Here is a 23,767-nt window from a genome sequence, read left to right on the forward strand (position 1 = left end):
TACATGATGTCTTTTATAAAGAAAATGATGTGAAAAGTTTTGGGACTATTCACATCATTCATCAGTAAATTAAGTTTTATCAAGCTCATGGGCAAATTCAGCAATATCTGCCAATGCTTGTTTAGCTTCATCAAACCATGCATTAAACATCTGGAAGTTATGCCACATGCCCGTATAAAGTTTGAATTGAACGTTAACACCAGCATCTTCAGCTTTTTCTCTAAAACGCTTGGCATCGTCTAATAAGATTTCTTTAGAACCCACTTGAACTAAAGTTGGTGGTAGGCCATGCAAGTCATCGAAAATAGGTGAAACACGCGGGTCATCGGCTGCGATATGATTGCCTATATAGTACTGAGTGCCTGTTTGTAGGGCTTCAATTGATAATAAGGCATCATGCTTTTTGTTAAACCGAAGAGACTCACTAGTTAGGGTTAAATCTAGAAAAGGTGACAATAAAATCAGGCCACTTGGCATAAGTTCGGGTTGTTCTTTCAAACGTAAGCAAAGTGCTAACGCTAAATTTGCCCCGCATGAATCACCCGATAAAATAATATCTTTCGGCTGAATACCTTGTACCACCAAAGACTGATAGATGTCATATAGGGCTTCAGTTGCCTCAGGGTATGGATGTTCAGGTGCAAGTGGATAGTCCACATGAATAATCTGCATTTGAGTACGGGCAGCTAAATCCGTCATAAAAGCATGATGTGTTTTGACACTACCAAGGAAAAAAGCACCGCCGTGAATGTGAAAAATCAGTTGAGTCGCAGAATCTTGCGGTTTGATTTCTTCACCTTTAATACCTGCTAGTCGAATCGGGCGCACGGATACATTTTTTTGTCGTGGGAAAGCACGACACATCTGATCCAGCACAGGGCGTAAGGCAGTAGCCGGCAAATTTAGCTGGCTTGGCTTGCGAATTGTTGTTTTAAGAAAAGTTTCTGTAAAATAATATTTCCAAACATTTGATATATTCATATAGCATCCATTTTTATGCTAGTTTCTTGTTTTCTTGTAAATTTTATTTTGCAAGATTACAAGGTTACACGAAACAGTCACATTCAAAAATTGCAATATCTTTGCGACTTCTGAATACTAAAAATCTTGAAAGACCCAAGGATATTACAAAAATGAAAAAGATTGCTTTAGCTTTAGGACTCATTGGTATGGCTGCATTTGCCAATGCGGCTGATTCACTCAATGGAACGGTATGGAAAACGATTGATGATCAGACCAACAAGCCAAAAGCCGTAGTGAAATTTACGGAACAGAAGGACGGAACCTTAACTGCAACCATTCAGAGCATTTTGACACCAGGTGAAGAAAACGCTTGTACAAAATGTGAAGGTCCGTACAAAAACAAACCGCTTAAAGGTGTCACCATTGTACATAATTTAAAAAATGTAGGTGGTAACAGTTATGAAAACGGTACGATTTTAGACCCAAAATCAGGTAAAACTTACAAACTGAAAGGTGAGTTAACCGATGGCGGCAAAAAGCTTAAATTACGTGGTTATATTGGCGTTTCTGCACTTGGTCGTAACCAAACATGGATTCGCGCGAACTAAAAGTTTTAATAAAAAAACGAGCCATTTGGCTCGTTTTTTTATGCTTGAATATTTTGATAGGCGGTTTCATCGAAACCTACAATAAAGCCTTGTGGAGTTTTTAAAACAGGTCTTTTAATCAAACTTGGTTGAGCAATGAGTGCTTCAATGAGGTTTTCTTCACTGCTTAGAGCACGATTTTGTTCTTCTTCTGAAAGCTTGCGCCATGTCGTTCCTTTTTTGTTGAGAACGGTATCTTGTCCAATTTCTTTTAACCAGATTTTTAGAGTATCTGCATCAATGCCTTGTTTTTTATAATCATGAAAATCATAGTTAAGCCCTTTAGCCTGCAAGGCATCAAATGCTTTTTTCATTGAGTTACAGTTTTTAATTCCATAAATTTTTAACATTTTATCGGACCATGTCAAAAAGAGAGATCACACAGCCTAACCCAAAATGCTTTTAAGCACTACTTTATACCGATACTTTTAAAACAAATGAAAATTAATGATTAATTGAAAGAGAAATGTCATGTTATTGTCATAAGACAAGGTAATAATGAGCTTAATAAGAAGAAGTTAAAACTAAAAGAACTTAGCGCAAAATAAGAGACAGAAAAGAGAAAACCCGCATTTAATCATCCTGATCATGCGGGTCTCATTTCAACGTCCAATGTCACATCCTTGCAAATAAACTTATCATAAGTTTATTTTATCTTCCTACGGCGTCCTATCCTTTTGCGTCATCCTGACTGCTTCCCTGTGCCGTGGGGCTATAATGCCGTTAAAGCTGTGTAAGAAAAATACTCAAAAACGACATATGCTGTAAGCGAAAACGACAATGTAAGTGAACAAGTGTTCACTTATTCTTGAATTTTATAGTCGATAATAACGGGTGCGTGGTCGCTAAACCATTGATCTTTATAAACCCAAGCATTAATTGTACGTGCTTTCCAGTCTGGCGAGCATGCATGGTAATCAATACGCCAACCTACATTTTTTGCACGAGCTTGACCGCGATTTGACCACCATGAATAAAGTTCTGCTTCTGTGCGAACTACACGGAAGGTATCAACATAACCAAGCTCATCATAGATATGATCAAGCCAAGCACGTTCATGTGGTAAACAACCTGATGATTTCTGGTTACCTGACCAGTTTTTGATATCAATTCGTTTATGAACAATATTGTAGTCACCACAAATGATGACTGACTTGTTTTCATCACGCCATTGTTTCAAGATTTTTGCGTATTCACCTAAAAATAAATCTTTACGTGCTTGCGCTTCTTCACCACTTGAGCCCGAAGGTAAGTATAATGACGCAATATGTACCGGATGTGACAAACCTAAATCGAATTCCGCGGAAATAAAGCGGCCTTGACTGTCAGCCAACTCAAACCCTAATCCATCTTTAACAGATACAAAGGGTAGGCGGCTATATATTGCAGTCCCGGCGTAACCTGCACGCTCTGCTGGAAAGAGATGGGTATGCCATCCTTCGGGTCTGAATTTTTCAGTCCATTGTTCATGGGTAATGCGGCTTTCCTGCATGCATACGACATCGGCATCTGATTGTTCTAACCATTCAAGTAAGCCTTTCGTCACCGAAGAACGTAAGCCATTTACGTTAATGGAAACGACTCGAAGAATTTTTACATCACTTGGATACTGATCCTTTGGTATCATGCGAAAATTTAACCTCAATTGTGAATTTGGAGCACCTCATGACAACGCCTGTGTCATTTCACCCGCAAGCATTTATCGAACTCGCATTATCACGCGGTGTGCTTAAATTTGGTGAGTTTACTTTAAAATCTGGACGCGTGAGTCCTTATTTTTTTAATGCAGGCCTACTCAACGATGGTGAAGCTTTATCTCTTTTAGCACAAGGCTATGCTGATAAATTAACACAATGTGAAAATGTTGATGTGATTTTTGGACCAGCTTACAAAGGTATTCCATTTGTAGCAGCGACTGCTGTGGCTTTATCGCAAGTCCATAACAAAAGCGTGCCATGGGGCTTTAACCGTAAAGAAGCGAAAGATCATGGTGAGGGCGGTGTTTTAGTTGGTGCTGCGGTTGAAGGTAAAAAAGTCTGGATTATTGATGACGTAATTACCGCAGGTACAGCGATTCGTGAAGTGGTAACGATTTTGAAAAACGCTGGCGCAACTATTGCGGGTGTTTTGGTGGCATTAGATCGTCAAGAACGTGGTCAAGGTGAACTTTCTGCAATTCAAGAAGTTCAAAAAGAATTAGAAATTCCTGTGCATGCACTGATTACCATGAAAGATTTAATGGATTACTTAGAAGCAAAAGGCGAAAAAGAAGCGCTAGCAAATATGCAAGCGTATCGCGAGAAATATGGTATCTAAGAGTTAGATGTAGAAAAAGGAAGCTAAGGCTTCCTTTTTTATAATTTAATCAAATTACTGGGTTGGTTGAATTATAGTTGCATGGTGCGAAAAATCATAAAAAGCCGTTTCTGTGCGCTGAATTTTAAAATGATTTTAAATAAGATTTTGATAATTATGGTGAAATTAAAAAAAATCGCATGAGTTGTATTGTGTAGATTTTAGAAAACGTTAAGTTATTTGTTGTTTTATAGTCTTTTGTACAAAAAAAAATTAAAAAAACATTTACTTTAGTTTTTTTTAGTCAATAATTGGTCTTAATATACCAATCACTGGTAATTTTTAAATGATTATTGAATTTTCTATAAAAAACTTTCGCTCTATCAAAGACGAACAAACGATCTCATTCGAAGCAACTAATTCTAAAGATTTAGAACAATATTTCGTGTTTGAACCAAAATTAAAACATCCCAAAAAGTCGCCTTTACGTCTTTTAAAGTTAAATATTATCTATGGAGCTAATGGCTCTGGTAAATCAACTATTATGGCTGGAATTAGGGCTCTAGATTTTTTAATGAGAGCAAGATCAGATGATAAAGATGATTCTATCCCTCTTATTGAACCTTTTAAATTCGATCATCAAACTATAGAAGAACCTTCCATATTTAAAATTTCTTTTATTGCTTCTGATAATATTATTTACAACTATGAACTAGCAGTTAATAAAACATATATTGTTGAAGAAGCACTATATTCAACAGATCCTGGAAAAGGTTTAATTTTCCATAGAACATCAGACCCTCTGAAAAAAATTAGCAATATTGATATAAAACCACGTGCTCAAATGAAAAGTGATGATAAAAACACTTTAATTAACAGTACATTATGGAATTCAACAGTTTTAGGAACTTTTTCTAGTCTTAATATTGAAAATAAAATATTTGATGTTGTTAATGAATGGGTTGAACATACATTAATGCAACCAGTTGACCCTAGAACTGATTTAAAAAAGTATATATCTGATCGTATAGATAATAATAAAATCAATAAAGATCAAGTTATTAAATTCATGAAAGAAGCAGACTTTTGTGTTAGTGATTTAACTTTAGAAAAAGCAAAGCTCTCAAAAGAGCAACTAGAATTAATAGAGAAATTAAAGAGTGAAGATGATGATGTGGCAAAAATTCTAACAAAACAGCTAGTTAATCAAAAGGATCTTTTCTTTACTCATACCCTTGAGACAGGTGATTTTAAACTCAAATATGAAGAGGAGTCTTTAGGTACTCAACGGTACTATCAATTGAGCGGTCTATTAGACATTGTAACTTCTCAAGACAAAGTTATTCCTATTGATGAGTTCGAGTCTTCATTACATCCCGATTTAATCCAACATTTTTTATTATCTTTCATAAAAACTCAGCACCATTCACAAATGCTTATTACTACTCATTATCGGGAGTTTTTATCGAATAAAGATTTTTTTAGGAAAGATAGTATTTGGTTTTGCGACAAAGATCATAAAGAATCATCAACAGGTCTTTATTCATTAATTGATTTTGATACAAAAACAATTAGAGAAACTAGTTCCGTTTATAATGCTTATAAAGCTGGTAAGCTAGGTGGAATTCCAAACATTTAATTTAATAATCACGGTTGTTATAAAATATGGCTCGACAAAAAAATAAAGGTTCAACCTTAAAAAAAGGGAACTTTTCTATTTATGTTTTAGTGGATGGTGAATGTGAGCAAGACTATTTGTCTGCTATAAAAACTGTTGAGCCTTTTAAGTCTTTATTAAGTTCTCAAAGAGTTAAAATTGCCCCAGAAATACCAAAAACTAAATCATTAGATGCTCAGTATAAAGCTGTAAGTCAAGCCTTAGATGACTATGATAAAGTTTTTTGGATTGTAGACTATGATGTTATTAGAAAAGAAACTTTGATGCAAAAAAGAGGAACTCAGACCTCTTTAGAAAAATTTTCGTTACTATCTACAAAATTTAAAAGTTTAATTTCATTAAAGAAATATAAAGGAAAAGAAGTTTATGTATTAATTAATAACCCTTCGATTGAGTTCTGGTATCTGCTTCATTACGTAAATACAGCAAAGCTCTATACAACATCTGAAGAAGCAGAAAAAAAGCTTGCTACTTATTTAACAACCTATACTAAGAATGACGAAAAATTTAGAAAATCAGTTTTTAGTTTATTAAAAGATAATTTACATACAGCTATTACTAATGCTAAAAACTTAATAGAAGATCCTAGCGATATTCAAGCAAGAGCTGATATGTATAAAATTTTTGAAAATGATCTAAAAATACTAAGACCGCCAAATTGATTAAATTATAAATATCTATAAAAACGTTCATATCCTAGTTCTTTATTTAATATAAAATCTCATGCGAATCACTTCTCACCACACTTCTTACACTCCATCGTCATGCTCCACTTGTCTTGCTGACCTTATTCAGTCATCACCAAAGGCGAAAAAGAAGCCCTAGCAAATATGCAAGCGTATCGTGAAAAATACGGTATCTAAAAATAAAAAGGCATACTTCTAAATAGGGGTATGCCTTTTTAATATTTACTTAAAACTGATAATTCAAACGCAATAACACATTACGTGGTGTGCCTGGCATACTGTCTGAACGCCAGTATTCTTTATTAGTTAAATTGTTCACCGCAAGTGTGACATTCCACGGATCTGCACTATAGCCAATTGCTGCATCGACACGATTGAAGCCTTCCATTTTTACCTGATTATTAATATTTGGATAATAAGACCCGACATAGGTCACACCCACTTCGGTATACCACTGTTCAGTTGGTAAATAACGAACAAATAAATTACCAGTGTTCTTAGATGTATTTGCTAAATAGTTACCTTCTTGTTCAGGCTTTTGTTTGTCTTCTTTTACTTTTGCATCTGTGTAACCATAACCACCACGGACAAAGACATTATCAAGTACACGACCAATAAAACTAAATTCAAGACCACGGGATTGATGCTGACCAGCAGTTGCCCATACATCTGGTTGTTCATTAGGATTTGGTTTATAGCGGATATTATTTTTACGAATATCAAAGACAGAAAATTGAGTATTTAAACGATTATCTAACCATTCGCTTTTTACCCCAACTTCATATTGCTCGTTATATTGAGGCTCTTTATCCATTTTTGTGACATCGGTGCTTCCAGTAACTTGGTTAACACCCATTTGTCCGCCAAATGGTGCAAAGCTCTTAGAGTAAGACGTATAAAAGCTATGTTCAGGAAGCGGTTGCCATACCAAACCAACATTTGGGCTAAAGCTGCTATCTTTTACATTACGATGTTCTTTAGTCAATTTGTTGGTGGTTGAAAAATCGAAGTAATCGTAGCGCACACCCAGCATGAGTTTAAGTTGGTCATTTAGACCAATTAAATCTTGAATAAATAGGCCGTAAGTTGTGCCTTCATTATAGTTATGCTGACTAATCTTTAATGGGCCATTACCACGACTGTACTCTCGTTCACCAGTGATTGGATTAACATAACCATAAATGGCTGACCCATTTTGAGTTTTATTGGCTAGACGTGGCTCTCGTTGTTCATAAGTCCAGTCTGTACCCACCATAATTTGGTGTTCAAGCTGACCAGTTTTGAACTTACCCTTAATATCAAAGGTATTGGTGGTGGTCTTATTGCTGGTTTGTTGCCAGTAGTAATTTTGGTCGATGTAACCTTTTTTAGTACAAGACTCATTCTTTGAGTTTTTACCATCTAAACCACAATAAGTTCCAAAATAAAAGTGGTCAAAGTTCTGTTCTGCTTGTCGGTAACTTGCTGCCCAGTGAAAGTTCCAATCAGGCGCATATTGATAATTCACATCGGTGCGGACAACTTGCAAAATATCATCAACATAATCGCCGTCTTGAGCAAATCCCATTTTAATTGAAGTTTCCGCAGGCAGAATGTCGCGTGATGGTCCGCGATCAGGCACACGAGCTAATTTGTCATAGGTATATTGTGTGGTCCAAGTGAGTGTTTCATCGTCATTTTTATAAGTGAAACTTGGTGAAAACATTTCAATTTTATTTTCAATACCAGAGCGGAAGCTGCCTGACTCACCATATTCTCCAGTTAAACGTACTGCTAAATTGTCATTAAGTACTTGGTTAATGTCAGCCGTTGTTCCGTAGTTATCATATGAACCAGCATACGCACCAACTGAACTTTTAGAGTCAAAATTGGCGAATTTACTCACCATATTCACAACCCCGCCGCCAGCACTACGGCCATATAAAACAGAGGCGGGGCCTTTTAAAATTTCAATACGTTCGATATTTGCTGTACTACGACGTACTTGTCCGCTTTCACGTATGCCATCACGGTAAATATCACCTGTATCAGCACCAAAACCACGAATCGTGATCCCATCACCGCGCATATCATAACTGGTTGATACGCCAGGGGTGCCTTGCAGCATAACGCTTAAATCATTTGATCCATAAATTTTATATTTCTGAACATCAATTGTATCAACGGTTTGAGGAATATCTTTTTTGTCTAAACCGTTACGTGTGACATTGGCCTTGTCATAGTCGATATAACTTTTAATTGGGTCGAGTTCGCTCATGGCCTCAATTTTTATAGTGGGCATGGTAGCGGCCACTTTTGATGAGTCACTCACATCTTCTGCATAGACACCTTGAATATTCAAGATCATTAAACTGAGTAAGCTCAGCGGGAAAAGACGCTTCATTTGGGGAGATGGTATAGAAATTCTTAACATAAAAATAAAATCAATTAACAAAAATAAAAGTATAAATGATAATTATAATCATTTAATTATTTAAAATAAAAGAACTATTGCCTTAAAAAATGACATATTTATTTTTTAATAACTGATTTTTAATAAGTTAATTATAAAAATAAACGAATTGTATGAGTTGACTCATTAGTTTTTCTTGTTAATTGGGTTTTAAAGGGGACTTTTCATCGATTAAAAGCACCCTTCTGGAATTACGCGTTATTTTTGAGAACATCTAAAATATCCATTTCTGGATCATAATTTTCATCAATTGTTTTGCAAATTGCTTGTCCCACAATAACATGCGTGCCGTTAAAGGTCATAGTGGGTGCTTCATATAACTCCCAACCATGATTCAGAGCTTTAGTTACTCGCGCACAAAAAGCAGAGTCATCGGGGCCAGTTAAATAGCGATAAAGTTTCATGTTTAGCCTTTAAAAATAATATTTTATGATCATAGTTTAACTGAATTTAGCTTAGTCTAAGCGTGAATAAGGAACTGACTTAAAAATATAAGCGCTGGAGTCATCAATAGAGTTACCGCACTAAATTGACATCTTTTAAGAATGAAAATAGTTCAACAGAGTGTTTCACAAATTAGCTTTATTGCTATTTTATAAAAATTTTTCGAATTTAATAATTTCAAAACGTTTTCTCATAGTCAAAATAATAACAAAGTCGTTGATTTAAAAGCTTAACTTGTAAATCAGCCCATATGTATTTCTTGATAAAAGCTCAATGATATAGTTTTATGGCTGTAAATTATATATTGCTTATATTAGAGTGATTATGCAATGAGGCAAAGTTTTATAGAAAAGTATTAGTGGATAGTTGTTGTATTAGTCAGGGTTTAAAAAGTAAACTGAAAGAGTAGGGAGTCCGTTGAATTTTCTTCATCAGATGAATAGCACTCAAAACAACCTAATGAAATAGAGACTTTATGTGCATATTAATTAGTATAACAAAATAATCCAATGATTCGAATTATGGAATCATTGGATGAAAAAGGATTTGGGTAATTATGAATAGTAATTTATTTTTTATACGATCTAAGTTTATTTTTGATCTTACAAAAGTAAATCGCCAATAGAAAATCGTATATATAATAAACATATTTATAGAGTTTCATACGTCTAAAAAATAATTTTAATTGTAAAATCTGTTGGATAATTTTAAAATATTTTATAGAATTAATCAATTTTAATGTATTAAAAGGATTTATTGTAAATGAAAAATATTCTTATATTATTTTCAACTACAGATGGTCAAACATTAAAAATAAGCAACTATATAAAAGATATATTGCTTGGTTATGGTTTTAAAATTTCTGTTTTTTCTCTAGATAATTACTCAAAAATAGACATTAAATATGATTTCATTCTTATAGGTGCTAGTATTCGTTATGGAAACTATAATCAATCTCTTTATAAATTTATTGAAAATAACTTGCAAGAGTTAGAATTAATAAATAATGGTTTTTTTTCAGTTAGTGCAACAGCTAGAAAAAAAGGTAGAGATATACCTGAACTAGATAATTATTTTAAAAAATTTAAAGAAAAGACAAATTGGAAACCTAATATTGTTGGTGTGTTTTCAGGAGCTATTAATTATCCTAAATATAATATTATTGATAGATACATGATAAAATTTATAATGTATCTAACCAATGGACCTACAAATTTATCTAAGAAATTTGAATTTACAGATTGGAATAAAGTCTCCTTATTCGCTATTAAAATAGTTGATATTTTAAAATATCAAAATAATTTTGATATTCAGTAAATTCATTTGATTACTAAAGATATTATTTTAGAGCTTCATACGCTGCATTAGAAAGTATGGGATCAGAACTTAACTTTGCATTTTCCCATATTTCATTACGTAAAGCCGGGTTAAATTTAGTTAGTTCCTTCATTATTTCAATGCGTGTTCTTCTACAACTATGGGAATCTTTTAATTTCCAAAAGCTTTCTGAGCATTTAGAACCGAGTAAATCAGCAATTAGATGTACAGTTTGAGCTCTTTTGAATGTGTCATTTTCTAAAGGTCTTATGATTTTTTTGTTTTTTAAGTCAAAAGCATATTGGTCATTAAATCGCTGTTGACCTCGTTTTCGCACAATCAAATTTAAGCTAATAGAAAAATCATCTGGAGAGCGTTGCTGATGTATTTCTTTACCTGCGCGAAAGAGATAAGTTTGACCTAGTTTTAATTGATTGAAAGAGATCTTTTTCATTTCAATACTTTCGCCAGTTTCACCTATGACTGAATCATAATCATATTCGTAAGTTTCTGTATAGTAACCAGAACCATAATGACCAACTGTTAAGAAACTGAAATCATGATCATGTGCTATAGAATAAATTAGTAGACCTCGATCAACATCTACATTTACAAACTTTCTTTCTTTATCTGAAATCCAACAAACTGCCCTTATCACAAAATCTTCATCTTTATAAAGAACATAGCCACTAGCTTGATAAGGATTACTTTCTTGAAAAGGTTTATTTGAGTACCTTAATTCGTCACATACAGCCTTAGGTAATAAGTCTTTATCATTACTTAATTTTATCAACATTGGAGCAGCAGAGTTAATAGAATTTAAATCATCTAAGTCTATATTTTTTTTAATATAATCAACAAATTCATCTAAAGAGATTTTATCTTTATTCATTTTATTTATTCCTATTTTTGATTAAAAATAAACTTTGATTAATTGCATTAATAACATGAGGATGTTGTTCCTCGGCTAAAACTCTTGTAAGGAATATTTCTGCTTGATCAGGGTTTACTTTACAGAAAGTTCTTGTGGCTTCCCATCTAATAAAGTAATCCCTATGATTAAAAGCTAAATGTTCTGCTACATCTGAACAATCTTTATAATTCATATGTCCCATAGTGAATAACATAAGTTCTAAACGTGATGACGCAAGACTATTTGATACTATATGGCTAAATTTCCCAGTATTTATAGAATAAACTTCTCTTATTGATTCATTAGTAACACTTGTATTATTAGTTAAATATAAAAGATAAGTTGAGACTGTAGAATTATTTTCTACGACCACCATCTCATGATCTATTAAAGTGGATTGTCCACTGGATATGGTTTCTTTTGAAATTTTAACTATTTCTTTTTTATCATTATTTTTTGAGAATCTTTGTATGTTGGCGCTGCCGATCAATACGCCAACAGTTTGTTTGCTGCCGTTAGTGGATATGAAATTCCTCGGTGGGATATTTGCAGGTAAAATTTCTAATTCTAAATGAATTGATCGTGTTTGAAGTAATGTTAGACGAGATGATATTGCTGGATTAAATGAAGGAATAAAATCGTGTTTTTTTTCTAATAACTCTAATAAATACTCACCTATAGTGTGACAAACTTTAGTTGATAGATATGTATTAAATATATCTAGATTAATAGAATTTTTACTAAAAACAGATTCTATACCATTAAAAACTTCATTAAAATTAAACTGTTTATTCATTTTAAGCTTATTTGGTAATATTAATTTTTAAGTTGAAAAAGAATTTATAAATGGTAATTAGGGGTAATTGAATTAAAAACTCTTATTACCCCTAATTCTTTATCTAACTAAAAATTAGATAAACCACCAAATCAGTGCTAACTGACCATTTCCATCACATACATTTTGTTCTAGGTTTACTAAACAATCATCAATACGCATTTTTAAATCCTCTGTAATATAGGGTTGAGGCCACAATATATATTAAAAAATTTGAAATAGTAAATATTAATATTCAATTTTTTATATTTTTTATTAAAGTAGTAAGATTAATTTAAAGGAGGGTTGTTTTATTTAATTTATTCTAAACAGCTTTTAAATTAATTTTAATAATATCGTTGGATATTGGTTTTTATATAAATAATAAGTTTAATTTAATAATAAATTTTTTATTAATTATTTTAAATTTAACTTAATAGAGGTGATGTAATTGTTAAATCATCTGAATCGAGGATAAGAAATTGACTTAAATATAGTGGTTAGAGTCATCAGTAGATTGGTAACACCAAACTAAAACCTTTTAAGAGTGGGAATGATTCAATTGAGTATTTCAGGCATTACATTACCTTTATTGCTATTTGGTATGAGTGTCCTAAATTTAATAATTTCAAAGTGTTTTCTGAGACTTAAAACAATATTAAAGCCATTTGTTTAGAAATTTACCTTGTTGTCTAGTCATGATTCATTTGATCTAATGCATAGATTGTCGATATTGAAATAGTTGAGCATTTAGTCAGACAAAGCATTGGCGATTAGTTATTACATCCGCTAGGATTTAAATTTAAAAACAAAAATGAAAGAACTGAATTCTGATTAGTTTAAAGTAAAAAAATAACCGATAAGGTTTTACTGAAATTAAGAAAAACCAGTGAAAAATCTCAGTTATACTCATGCTAATTTAAATTTTAAGAAGAGCTTGAGTATGCGTGTACTTGTCGTCATGGATCCGATTGAAACCGTAAACCTTAAAAAGGATTCAACCATGGCAATGTTGTGGGCGGCGAGCCGTCGTGGACATGAATTAGGTTATGCATTACAACAAGATTTATATATCGATCAGGGCAAAGCTTACGGCCTCATTTCACCGTTAAAGGTGTTCGAAGATTACAACCATTACTATGAGTTAGGCGAAAAGAAAAAAGAATCTATCGCGGCTTACGATGTTGTGCTCATGCGTAAAGACCCGCCGTTTGACATGAATTTTGTTTATACGACTTATGTGCTTGAGCAAGCTGAGCGTGAAGGTTCATGGATTATTAATAAACCTCAATCATTACGTGATTGCAACGAAAAACTTTTTGCAACGCAATTTCCAGAGCTACAAGTACCTACACTTGTGACATCACAGCAAAGTTTAATTCGTGAATTTATTAAAGAACATGGTGATGTGATTGTTAAGCCACTTGATGGTATGGGCGGTATGGGAATTTTCCGTTTATACCAAGACGGTGTAAATATTGGTTCTACCTTAGAAATGCTTACAGAGCTAGGTACTCGTCCAATTATGGCTCAGCGTTATATTCCTGAAATTGTAGAAGGGGATAAGCGTATTTTAATGGTGAATGGTGAACCTGTTCCTTACTGTCTAGCTCGTATTCCACAAAATGGTGAAGTACGCGGTAACTTGGCGGCAGGTGGTTTAGGCCAAGCGCGTCCGCTTACTGAAAATGATAAATTGATCGCAGCTAAAATTGGTCCTTTCTTGCGCGAAAAAGGTTTAGTTTTTGTAGGCTTAGATGTGATTGGTAATTATGTCACTGAAATTAATGTCACTAGCCCGACCTGTATTCGTGAAATTGATGCTCAATTTGGTACATCAATTGCCGATGATCTATTTGATGTATTAGAAGCTGGTCGCACAGCTTAATTATTTATTTCAGGTGATTTTCAGCGGTATTTATTGGAAATCACCTGAAAATATATGAATTAATAAAATAACAATACTAAATACACCACAGCTTTGTAGGCATATTTTCAAAAAAGCACATCTTTCTGTTATAAACGAGTGAAATTAGCTTTTCGTTAATGAAGCTTTAGGATTAAAATAAACGGCTACAAAAATAGATGACAATTTCCATTGTTTTTTGAGTTGAAGAATTAGACCGTGACCGATTCACAGCAAAGCAAACCTAAACATGTCATGATGATGGCTGCCGGTACAGGTGGACATGTTTTTCCAGCCCTCGCCGTAGCCAAAAAACTTCAACAACAAGGTTGTCAGGTTTCATGGTTAGCCACGCCAACAGGTATGGAAAACCGATTATTAAAAGATCAAAATATTCCAATATATCAAATTGATATTCAAGGTGTTCGTGGCAACGGATTAGTCCGTAAAATTGCTGCACCTTTTAAAATTTTAAAAGCCACTTTAAGCGCAATGCGTTATATGAAACAGCTTAAAGTTGATGCAGTTGCAGGCTTTGGCGGTTATGTTGCGGGGCCGGGTGGTTTGGCCGCACGTTTGTTAGGTATTCCTGTACTTATTCACGAACAAAATGCAGTTGCTGGTTTTACCAATGCGCAGTTGTCTCGTGTTGCTAAAGTCGTATGTGAAGCATTTCCAAATACCTTTCCTGCTGGTGGAAAAGTCGTTACAACAGGAAATCCTGTACGTCATGAAATCACAGATATTTTAAGCCCAAAGTGGCGTTATGATGAGCGTGTGCAAGCAGGACAGCCTCTAAATATTCTAATTGTTGGTGGTTCTTTAGGCGCCAAAGCACTCAATGAGCGCTTACCTCCAGCATTAAAACAATTACAAGTTCCACTCAATATTTTTCACCAGTGTGGTCAGCAACAAGTTGAGGCAACTCAAGCACTTTATGCAGATGCACCAGCTAATTTAACTGTACACGTTTTGCCGTTTATTGAAGATATGGCAAAAGCTTATAGTGAAGCGGATTTAATTATTTGCCGAGCTGGAGCACTCACAGTAACAGAAGTTGCAACAGCAGGTGTGGCTGCAGTTTTTGTACCACTCCCTATAGCAGTTGATGACCATCAAACTGCAAATGCCAAATTTCTGGCGGATGTCGGCGCTGCAAAAATTTGCCAGCAATCGACTATGACACCAGAAGTTTTAAATGAATTGTTCACTTCGCTGATGAACCGCCAATTACTTACTGAAATGGCAGTGAAAGCGCGTCAACATGCCCAACCAAATGCGACTCAGCATGTGGTTGATCTTATCCAAAAAATGTAATCGGATTTACTATGTCTCCATCAACAGCTGCGAACCAAGCAAAAAAACTGATTAAAGTGCCTGAAATGCGCCGTATTAAACACATTCATTTTGTGGGGATCGGTGGCGCTGGGATGTGTGGCATTGCAGAGGTTTTGGGTAACCAAGGCTATAAAATTTCCGGTTCAGACATTAAAGCGTCTAAAACTACAGAACAATTAGAGAAAAATGGCATCAAAGTTTATATTGGCCATCAACCAGAAAATATTAAAAATGCCAATGTGCTTGTAGTTTCTACAGCAATTGATCCGGAAAATCCGGAAATTAAAGCTGCAATTGAACAGCGTATTCCAATTGTACGTCGTGCAGAAATGCTAGGTGAGCTTATGCGTTACCGTCACGGTATTGCTGTGGCTGGTACACATGGTAAAACCACAACTACAAGTCTTTTGACGACGATGTTGGCGGAAGAAAACCTTGATCCAACTTATGTTATTGGCGGCTTACTTAACAGTACAGGCGTAAATGCAGCGTTAGGTGAAAGCCGTTTCATTGTGGCTGAAGCTGATGAATCAGATGCATCTTTCCTTTATTTGCAACCAATGGCAGCGATTGTAACCAATATCGATGCTGACCATATGGATACCTATGAAGGAAGCTTTGATAAATTAAAAGATACGTTTGTACAGTTCCTTCATAACTTACCATTTTATGGCTTGGCTGTAGTTTGTGGTGATGATGCAAACATTCGTGAAATTCTGCCGCGTGTAGGCCGTCCGGTCATTACTTATGGTTTTAATGAAGATAATGACATTCGTGCAGTTGATATTGAACAAGATGGTATGCAATCGCACTTCACTGTGTTACGTAAAGGTCGTGAATCATTGCGTTTAACAATTAATCAACCAGGCTTACATAATGTTTTAAATGCCTTGGCAGCAATTGGTGTTGCCACAGATGAAGGCGTTTCTGATGATGCAATTAGCCGTGCATTAGAGGGATTTAGTGGTGTTGGCCGCCGTTTCCAAGTGCAAGGTGAATTTGAACTTGCTGATGGCAACGTTAAATTAGTTGATGACTATGGACATCATCCAAAAGAAGTAGAAGCAACAATTAAAGCTGCTCGTCAAAGTCATCCGGACCGTCGTTTGGTTATGTTGTTCCAACCACATCGTTATTCTCGTACCCGCGATTGTTTTGATGACTTCATTGAAGTGCTCTCTCAAGTCGATCAATTATTATTGTTGGAAGTTTACCCTGCTGGTGAAAAGCCTATTGTGGGTGCAGACAGCCGTACTTTAGCGCGTAGTATTCGTTTACGCGGACAAGTAGAACCAATTTTGGTTGATCCGGTGGAAGGTAATTTGCAAAACATCATGCAAAATGTGTTACAACCAAATGACTTGTTATTAACGCAAGGTGCGGGTAACGTGGGAGCAATTTCAGTAGAACTTGCACAACACCATTTGTATGTGAAATAAACAAAAAGTATTGAATAATCGGGTTAAGGATTTAAACGTGTCAAATGCTACAAAATTCGGCAAAGTTGCCGTGTTATTTGGTGGGAAATCGGCTGAGCGTGCTGTGTCTTTGGATAGTGGTCAGGCAGTTTTGGACGCTTTGTTACGTTCAGGTGTTCAGGCTGAAGCATTTGATCCGCAAGACCGCAGTGTGACTGAACTTGTAAATTATGATCGTGCATTTATTGTATTGCATGGTCGCGGCGGTGAAGATGGCCAGATTCAAGGTGTGCTTGAATGGTTAAATCTGCCTTATACAGGAACTGGTGTGCAAGGTTCTGCTATTGGCATGGATAAAGTTAAAACCAAGCAAATCTGGCAAGGTAGTGATTTACCTACAGCGCCATATCGCATTATTACTAAAGAAACAGATTTAGATGCGGTGATTGCTGAGTTAGGCTTGCCTGTCATTATTAAACCTGTACATGAAGGCTCGAGTGTCGGTATGAGTAAGGTTGAGAAAGCAGAAGACTTTGCTGCTGCAATCGAAAAGGCGACTCAGCACGATGCTGTGGTGATGGCAGAAAAGTGGATCACCGGTCGTGAATTCACAATTTCATTCCTCAATGGACAGCCTTTGCCCGTTATTCGTTTGCAACCACCAGCAGATGTTGCTTTCTACGACTATGAAGCGAAGTATCAACGTAATGATGTAGAGTATGGTATTCCTTGCGGTCTGAGTGAGGCTGAAGAGAAAAACCTACAGGCATTGTGTTTACGTGCTTTTCAGGCAGTGGGTGCAGAAGGCTGGGGCCGTATTGATGCGATGCAGGATGAGCAAGGCAATTTCTGGCTTTTAGAAGTAAACACTGTTCCAGGTATGACCAGTCACTCTTTAGTTCCAAAAGCTGCTAAAGCTGTTGGTTATAGCTTTGATGAATTGTGTGTTGCGATTCTTGAGCAAACATTGGAAGGTACGGCTTAAATATGGCACAACTTCCGGCTTCCATGCGCCGTAAACGTGCGGCCATCACCTCTATTCATGATAAACCGCCTACGCGTAAGCAGAAGCTTGCGAATGCTGGTGGATGGGTGCTGTTGGTTATTGCTTTTGTAGTGCTGGCATTCGGAATTTATGGGTTATATAAAGTTATTACAGATGCAACAGTTGCAAAACTAGAGGTTGTAGGTTCAACAAGTTCAGTTGAAACACAACAAGTGATGCAACATGTTGCTCCAATTATAAAAGCGAATTATTTCACATCTGATTTAGAACAGATTCGTGACAAAACATTAGAAATTTCATGGGTAGACCGAGTTGTTGTATCACGTGCTTGGCCTAATGCTATTCGTGTTCGTGTCATGCCTCGACATGCTATCGCCCGTTGGGGAACAGGTCGCTTGTTAAGCGATGGAGGCGATGTATTTAGTGAGGCGGAGCCGACAATTCATCCTGAACTTCCGTTGCTTCATGGGCCGGTAAGTCAGTCAAAAATGATGATGCGACGCTATAATGAAATTAATCAATTATTCCATCCTGTTAATTTACGCTTAAAAGAGTTATATCTGACTGAGCGAATGACTTGGTTTATGCAATTTGATTCTGGTTTACGTATTATTGTTGACCAAGATCAAACAATGAATAAGTTGCAACGTTTAAGTCATCTGGCACAATCTGACTTAAAACCGGTGTGGTCGAAAATCTCAGCCATTGATTTGCGATATCGTAATGGATTATCTATTCAATGGAAGAACGCAACACCACCTAAAATTGTGAATGGTCAGTTTGTTGTAACGAGTGATGACACAAGCATTGCAGGTGGAACAAAAGCAAAGCCATAATATGTGGCTTTAAAATAGGCAATTTGCCTGGTATTAAACAACAAAGAAATGGTATGAGTGATGAGTGAAGCTGTTCCCTCAGTTGTTGCGATTGACATTGGGACGCATAAAGTTTCAGTTTTGATTGGAAAAATTCATGCGCCGGATAACATTCAAGTTATCGGTATGGCAACTGCTCGCAATCGAGGCATGAATAAAGGAAAAATTGTAAGCCTCGATAAAGTCATTGCTGCGATTAAAAATGCTGTTGCTGAAGCGGAAAATATGGCCGAATGTCGCATTCATAGCGCATGGGTATCTATTCCGAGTACCGAGTTGCAAAGTTTTTATGCCTCTGGTCGTACACCAGTATCTAATCCGGCACATGTGATTACAACAAATGAAGTCGTGCGCGCGTTAGAATTGGCAAAAGCAAGTCATGTGACTTCTGATTACTATTTAGCAAGTGCAGTGCCGTTAGGCTTTGAATTAGGTGATTCTGCTGAATGGGTGCAGAATCCAATTAATATGACTGCTCATAGTATGACTGGACATTATCAGTTAATGATGATGCCTATAGCGACTATGCAAAACCTTGATCGTGCCATGAAAGGTGCAAATATCGGGGTTGAAAAAATGGTGGTGTCTTGTCTGGCAACCGCTGAGGCAAGCTTACTGAAAGATGAAAAAGAGTACGGTGTTTGTCTGGTTGATATTGGCGCAGGCATTACAAATATTGCTGTTTATCTAGATGGTCGTTTGGCTCTAGCACGTACATTGCAACGCGGTGGTGAGCACGTTACGCGTGATATTGCAGCTGTATTGCAAACTACGACAGAAGAAGCTGAACGAATTAAAATTCTGCATGGTTGTGTCGATTTAAGTGCTGTTAAGCCAGATCACATGATTCAGGTAGAAGGAATTGATGGCCCTCAAACAATTAGCCGAATTGAGTTGTCAGAAATTATTATTGCCCGTTATGAAGAGATCTTTAGCCAGATTCGCGATGAACTCGAACAAAGCGGTGCAATTCATGGTTTATACCATGGGGTAGTATTGACAGGGGATGCTTGTCAAATAGAAGGTATGGTGAGTTTAGCTCGTCGTATGTTGGGTGTATCTGCACATTTGGGTAATCCGCCGTTACAGGTTTATGCTGATGATCAACATCAAGCAGCCTTACGTCGTTCTATGTATGCAACAGCAGCTGGTGTGCTCATGTTTAGCCAAAGTGAGTTGCAAGATGCTGTTGAAGAGCCTGAAGAGGCAAATGACCGTTCGGTATGGGAACGAATGGTAAATGGCTGGAATGCGTTTAATAGCAAGTTAAAAGCCATTTTTTAGGATGTATGTATTTATTGGTAGAATTGTTAGGAAGTTGTAAGAGAAAACCGCTGTACTTGACAAGGTTGGTATTGCACAGCATTCTTAAAATTAGTTATTTTTGAAAATCAAGGCAGTATACGGGCTGAAGTGACTGCCATAATGTATTAGGAACCCTAAAGGTCATGGCCTCATTTGAATTTATAGAAGATGAACTAAACGATGGCAACGGTCAAGCCCGTTTCACTGTATTTGGTGTAGGTGGTGGTGGCGGTAATGCCGTTCAACATATGGTGCAGTCTGATATTCAAGGTGTTAAATTCGTTTGTGCCAATACAGACAAACAAGCACTAGACTGTATGAATGCACCTTTCAAAATTCAGTTAGGCGAGCAAAGTACACGTGGTTTAGGTGCGGGTGCTAACCCTGAAGTAGGGCAAGTTGCAGCAGAAGAAAGCCGTGAAATCATTCGTCACCACCTTGAAGGTACGGATATGGTTTTCGTTACCGCTGGTATGGGTGGTGGTACGGGTACTGGTGCAGCGCCTGTTGTGGCTGAAGTTGCCAAAGAAATGGGCATTTTGACTGTTGGTGTAGTTACAACACCATTTAATTTTGAAGGTCGCCGCCGTTTAAAGTCTGCTGAACGTGGTATTGAAGCACTTGAAGCACATGTTGATTCATTGATTATTATCCCTAACCAACGCTTATTAAGCGTATATGGCGATATTTCAATGAAGGATGCTTATAAAAAAGCTGATGACGTGTTGTTAAACGCTGTACGTAGTATCTTTGACTTGGTTGTTAACCGTGGTCACATTAACCTTGACTTCGCCGATTTGAAAACTGCAATGAGTACTCGCGGTTATGCAATGATGGGTGCTGGTTTAGGTCGTGGTGAAGATCGTGCGCGTCAAGCTGCTGAACAAGCGATCCGTAGTCCATTACTTGATAACGTAAATATTATTAATGCCAAAGGCGTATTAATTAACATTACGGGTGGTGATGATATTACGCTACGTGAGACTGAAATCATTACTGACGTTGTGAACCAGATTGTTGACCTTGATGAAGGCGAAATCTTCTACGGTACAGTATTTGATCCAGATGCACGTGATGAATTGCGCGTAACAGTGATTGCAACTGGTTTAACTCGTAATGCAGCAGATGCTGAGCCGAGAAAGCGTAATACGGTCAGCCATGCATCGTCTCAATCAGCTCAATCTGTTGATGAAGATGACGTTCCTGCAATCAATAAGCGTCAAAATGCTGATAATGAAGTCAGTAGCACAGCAAGTTCTACTCCGCGTTCTTCTCCAATGAGTATTCAAGATTACTTGAAAAATCAGCAACGTAAGTAAATTATCGTTAGATTTAATGAAGGGCAGTGTTTAAACACTGCCTTTTTTTATTTTTGATCAATGACTAAATATGCTAACGTATAGCGGTTTTAAAAAAGAAGTTACAAAGCATGGTGAAACAGCGTACTCTCAATCGTGTGGTAAAAGCGAGTGGAATAGGTCTTCATAGCGGTCAAAAAGTGATGATCAATTTCATTCCACATACCGTGGATGGGGGTATTGTATTTCGCCGTATCGATTTGGATCCGCCAGTTGATATCCCCGCTAATGCATTGCTCATTCAAGAAGCTTTTATGTGCTCCAACTTAGTCACTGGAGATATAAAAGTAGGCACAATTGAGCATGTAATGAGTGCGATTGCAGGTTTAGGAATTGATAACCTGATTGTTGAAGTATCTGCTTCTGAAGTTCCAATTATGGATGGTAGTGCCGGTCCATTTATTTACCTTTTAATGCAAGGTGGATTGCGTGAACTAGATGCACCGAAAAAATTTATAAAAATATTAAAACCCGTTGAAGCACTTATCGATGATAAGAAAGCAATTTTTAGCCCTCACAATGGTTTTCAATTAAATTTCACGATTGATTTTGACCATCCGGCATTTGCTAAAGAATATCAATCTGCCACGATCGACTTTTCGACCGAAACTTTTGTTTATGAAGTCAGTGAAGCACGTACTTTTGGTTTCATGAAAGATCTGGACTACTTGAAAGCAAACAATTTAGCACTAGGTGCAAGCTTAGATAATGCAATTGGTGTAGATGATACAGGTGTGGTCAACGAAGAAGGTTTACGTTTCGCTGATGAATTCGTTAGACATAAAATTTTAGATGCAGTAGGTGATTTGTATTTGCTTGGTCATCAAATTATTGCCAAGTTCGATGGCTATAAATCAGGACATGCTTTAAATAATCAGTTGTTACGCAATGTTCAAAGTGATCCGAGTAATTATGAAATTGTAACATTTGATGACGAGAATCAATGTCCAATTCCATATGTGAGCGTGACATAAGTCATTGTCTTTACTTGGCTATGTTATAATGTAACATTAAAAAGTGTGATTATTATCACATAATAATAATGATTCTAATTAAGAAATTTAAAGCTCATCATTTTTTATTGCTTGCCAAACGTAGTAAAGCTTGGCTAAGCTTAGGGTCGCTCACAAAGTCGGCTGCACTACGTAACATTTCTTGTGTTTCCGGGGGGATGGGTTTAGATGGCTCAGATGAAGGTGCATTTGGAATATTTTTATTTCTTAATCGAACCTGAATTCTTTGTAGGTCTTTTAGCCCTTCGAGCTGAGATAATTTAGATACATATTGGTTCTGTAAATAACTGAGTTGACTAATCATCGCTTGATTTTCACCAGTAATGATTAAAGAACCATTTTGATAACACACAACCTGCCATTGTTCCGGTTGGGGCAATAAGGGTTGGATAATTTTCGTAAGTCTTTGCCATTGCGCGACTTGCGTTGTTAGAAACGTAAGGTTTCCTGTTTTTATGTGTTTTCCGGTTTGTTGAAAAACGTTATCGGGTTTGGACATGGTCATTCTCGGATAGATTCTTGTCTTAATCTTAAGCGTTCATTTCAATTGATATCAAGGAAGAGATCATAAGGAACTTGAGTAAGAACAGTTTCAAGAGGTTTTTATGCACACGCGTCGTATTTTATTAGCGTTTTCACTTGCAGCTTCAGCGGCATCAGTTGCTTTTGCAGATTATCAAACAATTAACCAATCTACTGACTCAGATCGATTGGAACAGCTATCAAAAACATTATCTCAAGGTTCATATACTCATCCCGATGATTTAGATCTTCCGGCGAGTGCGAAAGTTTCAGTGACCTTACGCCAAAAAACAGTTGAACTCAATAATGAGTCGCTCGCAAAGAAGTACGGTAACACAACAGCAAAAAATTCTTTTAATGCCTCTTCTTCAAATTCTTACTCTTGGTTAGTTTCTCATCCTCTTCCTGATACTGTACGAGTTTCTTCAAACTTTGGTGGCCGCACTATGGGTGGTCGTGCAGAACATCATGGCGGTTTAGATCTTGCTGCTCCGAGTGGTACACCAATCTACGCTACAGGCCCAGGTATTGTAACTAAATCTGGCTGGGGTACTGGCTATGGTCAATATGTTGAAATTAACCATGGTAATGGTTATTTAACGCGTTATGCTCATGCTTCACGTCTAATGGTGCGTGTAGGCGACCAAGTATCTGCAGGCGAACATATTGCTAATGTAGGGTGTACAGGTCGCTGTACAGGTCCACATTTGCACTATGAAGTAGTAAAAGATGGTCAACGTAAGAACCCAACTACTTACTTAGCGATGCTTCCATAAAAGCATAGTTAAAAAGGTAAGGTTATTAAATTTATGAATCT

Annotated in this window: 22 protein-coding genes; 14 read left to right on the forward strand and 8 right to left on the reverse strand. The window is 36.4% G+C overall.

Translation table 11 applies throughout. The annotated features are described in order from the left end of the window. Positions 1-69: 69 nt before the first annotated feature. On the reverse strand, positions 70-981 hold the full coding sequence (gene est / locus MKX14_RS06620; protein WP_086355271.1) for an alpha/beta hydrolase: 912 nt from the start codon (positions 979-981) through the stop codon (positions 70-72). Between the two features lie 152 nt (positions 982-1,133). On the opposite strand from est, the gene MKX14_RS06625 reads away from it, so the two are divergent. Further along, positions 1,134-1,571, forward strand: a complete 438-nt coding sequence (locus MKX14_RS06625; protein ID WP_005066784.1) for a DUF2147 domain-containing protein — start codon at positions 1,134-1,136, stop codon at positions 1,569-1,571. A gap of 38 nt (positions 1,572-1,609) precedes the next feature. Here the strand turns inward: MKX14_RS06625 and yffB are convergent, their stop codons facing one another. Both yffB and crc read right to left on the reverse strand, forming a co-directional pair. Next, the gene (yffB, locus tag MKX14_RS06630; protein WP_068564562.1) at positions 1,610-1,960 is read right to left on the reverse strand and encodes an arsenate reductase; all 351 of its coding nucleotides are present in this window, start codon (positions 1,958-1,960) and stop codon (positions 1,610-1,612) included. A 452-nt stretch (positions 1,961-2,412) separates the two neighbouring features. Further along, entirely contained in the window at positions 2,413-3,237 is an 825-nt protein-coding gene (gene crc / locus MKX14_RS06635; protein ID WP_002122009.1) for an exodeoxyribonuclease III, read from the reverse strand. Positions 3,238-3,275: 38 nt separating this feature from the next. On the opposite strand from crc, the gene pyrE reads away from it, so the two are divergent. The 3 genes from pyrE (at position 3,276) to MKX14_RS06650 (ending at position 6,245) form a co-directional block, all read left to right on the forward strand. Continuing rightward, complete coding sequence (pyrE, locus tag MKX14_RS06640) at positions 3,276-3,926, forward strand: orotate phosphoribosyltransferase (RefSeq protein ID WP_000211305.1); 651 nt, start codon at positions 3,276-3,278, stop codon at positions 3,924-3,926. Positions 3,927-4,251: 325 nt separating this feature from the next. After that, entirely contained in the window at positions 4,252-5,544 is a 1,293-nt protein-coding gene (locus MKX14_RS06645) for an AAA family ATPase (protein WP_087400260.1), read from the forward strand. 26 nt (positions 5,545-5,570) lie between these two features. Further along, positions 5,571-6,245 (forward strand): RloB family protein, encoded by a 675-nt coding sequence (locus MKX14_RS06650; RefSeq protein WP_087400258.1) that lies wholly within the window; start codon positions 5,571-5,573, stop codon positions 6,243-6,245. Positions 6,246-6,495: 250 nt separating this feature from the next. Here the strand turns inward: MKX14_RS06650 and MKX14_RS06655 are convergent, their stop codons facing one another. After that, on the reverse strand, positions 6,496-8,682 hold the full coding sequence (locus tag MKX14_RS06655) for a TonB-dependent receptor (protein ID WP_240282086.1): 2,187 nt from the start codon (positions 8,680-8,682) through the stop codon (positions 6,496-6,498). Positions 8,683-8,912: 230 nt separating this feature from the next. Further along, complete coding sequence (locus MKX14_RS06660; RefSeq protein WP_002122004.1) at positions 8,913-9,125, reverse strand: DUF1737 domain-containing protein; 213 nt, start codon at positions 9,123-9,125, stop codon at positions 8,913-8,915. Positions 9,126-9,927: 802 nt separating this feature from the next. Between MKX14_RS06660 and hemG the strand changes: the two genes are divergently transcribed. Further along, complete coding sequence (hemG, locus tag MKX14_RS06665) at positions 9,928-10,482, forward strand: menaquinone-dependent protoporphyrinogen IX dehydrogenase (protein WP_240282087.1); 555 nt, start codon at positions 9,928-9,930, stop codon at positions 10,480-10,482. Positions 10,483-10,504: 22 nt separating this feature from the next. On the opposite strand, the gene MKX14_RS06670 is transcribed toward hemG, so the two are convergent. Together MKX14_RS06670 and MKX14_RS06675 are read right to left on the reverse strand one after the other, a co-directional pair. Then, positions 10,505-11,374 (reverse strand): hypothetical protein, encoded by an 870-nt coding sequence (locus tag MKX14_RS06670; RefSeq protein ID WP_240282088.1) that lies wholly within the window; start codon positions 11,372-11,374, stop codon positions 10,505-10,507. Position 11,375: 1 nt separating this feature from the next. Continuing rightward, positions 11,376-12,191: a hypothetical protein gene (locus MKX14_RS06675; protein ID WP_240282089.1), complete on the reverse strand. Its 816-nt coding sequence runs from the start codon at positions 12,189-12,191 to the stop codon at positions 11,376-11,378. A gap of 961 nt (positions 12,192-13,152) precedes the next feature. Here MKX14_RS06675 and gshB point away from each other — a divergent pair. The 8 genes from gshB to lpxC all read left to right on the forward strand — a co-directional run bounded on the left by gshB (position 13,153) and on the right by lpxC (position 22,389). Further along, positions 13,153-14,097 carry a glutathione synthase gene (gshB, locus tag MKX14_RS06680; RefSeq protein WP_063097684.1) on the forward strand — a complete coding sequence of 315 codons (945 nt, stop codon included), beginning with the start codon at positions 13,153-13,155 and terminating at the stop codon, positions 14,095-14,097. A 237-nt stretch (positions 14,098-14,334) separates the two neighbouring features. Then, a complete protein-coding gene (murG, locus tag MKX14_RS06685; protein ID WP_240282090.1) occupies positions 14,335-15,432 on the forward strand; it encodes an undecaprenyldiphospho-muramoylpentapeptide beta-N-acetylglucosaminyltransferase in 1,098 nt (365 codons plus the stop codon). A gap of 11 nt (positions 15,433-15,443) precedes the next feature. Beyond that, a complete protein-coding gene (murC, locus tag MKX14_RS06690) occupies positions 15,444-16,892 on the forward strand; it encodes a UDP-N-acetylmuramate--L-alanine ligase (protein ID WP_240282091.1) in 1,449 nt (482 codons plus the stop codon). Between the two features lie 37 nt (positions 16,893-16,929). Beyond that, a complete protein-coding gene (gene ddlB, locus MKX14_RS06695) occupies positions 16,930-17,856 on the forward strand; it encodes a D-alanine--D-alanine ligase (protein WP_032054508.1) in 927 nt (308 codons plus the stop codon). Positions 17,857-17,858: 2 nt separating this feature from the next. Then, positions 17,859-18,713 (forward strand): cell division protein FtsQ/DivIB, encoded by an 855-nt coding sequence (gene ftsQ / locus MKX14_RS06700; protein WP_046811808.1) that lies wholly within the window; start codon positions 17,859-17,861, stop codon positions 18,711-18,713. A gap of 60 nt (positions 18,714-18,773) precedes the next feature. Further along, positions 18,774-20,036: a cell division protein FtsA gene (gene ftsA / locus MKX14_RS06705; RefSeq protein ID WP_133481201.1), complete on the forward strand. Its 1,263-nt coding sequence runs from the start codon at positions 18,774-18,776 to the stop codon at positions 20,034-20,036. Between the two features lie 164 nt (positions 20,037-20,200). Next, entirely contained in the window at positions 20,201-21,376 is a 1,176-nt protein-coding gene (gene ftsZ / locus MKX14_RS06710; protein ID WP_002121912.1) for a cell division protein FtsZ, read from the forward strand. A gap of 110 nt (positions 21,377-21,486) precedes the next feature. Further along, positions 21,487-22,389: a UDP-3-O-acyl-N-acetylglucosamine deacetylase gene (gene lpxC / locus MKX14_RS06715; RefSeq protein WP_199977150.1), complete on the forward strand. Its 903-nt coding sequence runs from the start codon at positions 21,487-21,489 to the stop codon at positions 22,387-22,389. Between the two features lie 97 nt (positions 22,390-22,486). On the opposite strand, the gene MKX14_RS06720 is transcribed toward lpxC, so the two are convergent. Further along, entirely contained in the window at positions 22,487-22,933 is a 447-nt protein-coding gene (locus tag MKX14_RS06720; RefSeq protein WP_005804431.1) for a DciA family protein, read from the reverse strand. Between the two features lie 100 nt (positions 22,934-23,033). Between MKX14_RS06720 and MKX14_RS06725 the strand changes: the two genes are divergently transcribed. Continuing rightward, positions 23,034-23,726: a M23 family metallopeptidase gene (locus MKX14_RS06725; RefSeq protein ID WP_046811806.1), complete on the forward strand. Its 693-nt coding sequence runs from the start codon at positions 23,034-23,036 to the stop codon at positions 23,724-23,726. Positions 23,727-23,767: the final 41 nt, after the last annotated feature.

The sequence above is a fragment of the Acinetobacter pittii genome, from assembly GCF_022449185.1.
Taxonomy (GTDB): domain Bacteria; phylum Pseudomonadota; class Gammaproteobacteria; order Pseudomonadales; family Moraxellaceae; genus Acinetobacter; species Acinetobacter pittii_I.